The sequence below is a fragment of the Sediminibacterium goheungense genome, assembly GCF_004361915.1.
GTDB classification, from domain to species: Bacteria; Bacteroidota; Bacteroidia; order Chitinophagales; family Chitinophagaceae; genus Sediminibacterium; species Sediminibacterium goheungense.
This window is the reverse complement of sequence record NZ_SNWP01000002.1, coordinates 1-2,255: the sequence shown is the minus strand read 5'-3', so window position 1 is coordinate 2,255 and position 2,255 is coordinate 1. Positions and strand designations below refer to the sequence as shown.

Here is a 2,255-nt window from a genome sequence, read left to right as displayed (position 1 = left end):
TATAGTGTAGTAGCGACCAGTGCAGAAGGTTGTTCATCAGCATCGGTATCAAGCAGTGTAACAGTTAATCCTGTTCCGACAGCAGCGATCAGTGCAGATGGTCCGACTACATTCTGTGCAGGCGGATCTGTAACCTTGACAGCAACAGGTGGTGCGAGCTACCTGTGGAGCAATGGATCAACAACTTCATCAATCACCGTATCAGCTGCAGGCACTTATAGTGTAGTAGCGACCAGTGCAGAAGGTTGTTCATCAGCATCGGTATCAAGCAGTGTAACAGTTAATCCTGTTCCGACAGCAGCGATCAGTGCGAATGGTCCGACCACATTCTGTGCAGGTGGATCTGTAACCTTGACTGCAACAGGTGGTGCGAGCTACCTGTGGAGCAATGGAGCAACAACTTCATCAATCACCGTAACAAACGGAGGAACCTATAGTGTAGTAGCGACCAGTGCGGAAGGTTGTTCATCAGCATCGGTATCAACCAGTGTAACAGTTAATCCTGTTCCGACAGCAGCGATCAGTGCAGATGGTCCGACTACATTCTGTGCAGGCGGATCTGTAACCTTAACTGCAACAGGTGGTGCAAGCTACCTGTGGAGCAATGGAGCAACAACTTCATCAATCACCGTAACAAACGGAGGAACATATAGTGTAGTAGCGACCAGTGCGGAAGGTTGTGCTTCTTCATCAGTATCAACAACAGTATCAGTTAATCCTGTTCCGACAGCAGCGATCAGTGCGAATGGTCCGACTACATTCTGTGCAGGCGGATCTGTAACCTTAACTGCAACAGGTGGTGCAAGCTACCTGTGGAGCAATGGAGCAACAACTTCATCAATCACCGTAACAAACGGAGGAACCTATAGTGTAGTAGCGACCAGTGCAGAAGGTTGTTCATCAGCATCAGTATCAACAACAGTATCAGTTAATCCTGTTCCGACAGCAGCGATCAGTGCAAATGGTCCGACCACATTCTGTGCAGGTGGATCTGTAACCTTGACAGCAACAGGTGGTGCGAGCTATCTGTGGAGCAATGGAGCAACAACTTCATCAATCACTGTATCAGCTGCAGGCACTTATAGTGTAGTAGCGACCAGTGCAGAAGGTTGTTCATCAGCATCGGTATCAAGCAGTGTAACAGTTAATCCTGTTCCGACAGCAGCGATCAGTGCAGATGGTCCGACTACATTCTGTGCAGGTGGATCTGTAACCTTGACTGCAACAGGTGGTGCGAGCTATCTGTGGAGCAATGGAGCAACAACTTCATCAATCACCGTAACAAACGGAGGAACCTATAGTGTAGTAGCAACCAGTGCAGAAGGTTGTTCATCAGCATCAGTATCAACCAGTGTATCAGTTAATCCTGTTCCGACAGCAGCGATCAGTGCGAATGGTCCGACTACATTCTGTGCAGGTGGATCTGTAACCTTGACAGCAACAGGTGGTGCGAGCTATCTGTGGAGCAATGGAGCAACAACTTCATCAATCACTGTAAGCAGTGGTGGTGTATATAGTGTAGTAGCGACCAGTGCAGAAGGTTGTTCATCAGCATCGGTATCAACCAGTGTAACAGTTAATCCTGTTCCGACAGCAGCGATCAGTGCGAATGGTCCGACTACATTCTGTGCAGGTGGATCTGTAACCTTGACAGCAACAGGTGGTGCGAGCTACCTGTGGAGCAATGGAGCAACAACTTCATCAATCACTGTAAGCAGTGGTGGTGTATATAGTGTAGTAGCGACCAGTGCAGATGGTTGTTCATCAGCATCGGTATCAAGCAGTGTAACAGTTAATCCTGTTCCGACAGCAGCGATCAGTGCAGATGGTCCGACCACATTCTGTGCAGGTGGATCTGTAACCTTGACAGCAACAGGTGGTGCGAGCTATCTGTGGAGCAATGGAGCAACAACTTCGTCAATCACCGTATCAGCTGCAGGCACTTATAGCGTAGTAGCGACCAGTGCAGAAGGTTGTTCATCAGCATCAGTATCAACAACAGTATCAGTTAATCCTGTTCCGACAGCAGCGATCAGTGCAGATGGTCCGACCACATTCTGTGCAGGTGGATCTGTAACCTTGACAGCAACAGGTGGTGCGAGCTACCTGTGGAGCAATGGAGCAACAACTTCATCAATCACCGTATCAAACGGAGGAACATATAGCGTAGTAGCGACCAGTGCAGAAGGTTGTTCATCAGCATCAGTATCAACAACAGTATCAGTTAATCCTGTTCCGACAGCAGCGATCAGTGC

General features: G+C 48.6%; 1 protein-coding gene. It reads left to right on the top strand.

Annotated features, from left to right (window positions below):
* Positions 1-2,255 (top strand): beta strand repeat-containing protein (locus BC659_RS16730; RefSeq protein WP_211340674.1); only part of this gene is annotated, 2,255 nt, incomplete at both ends.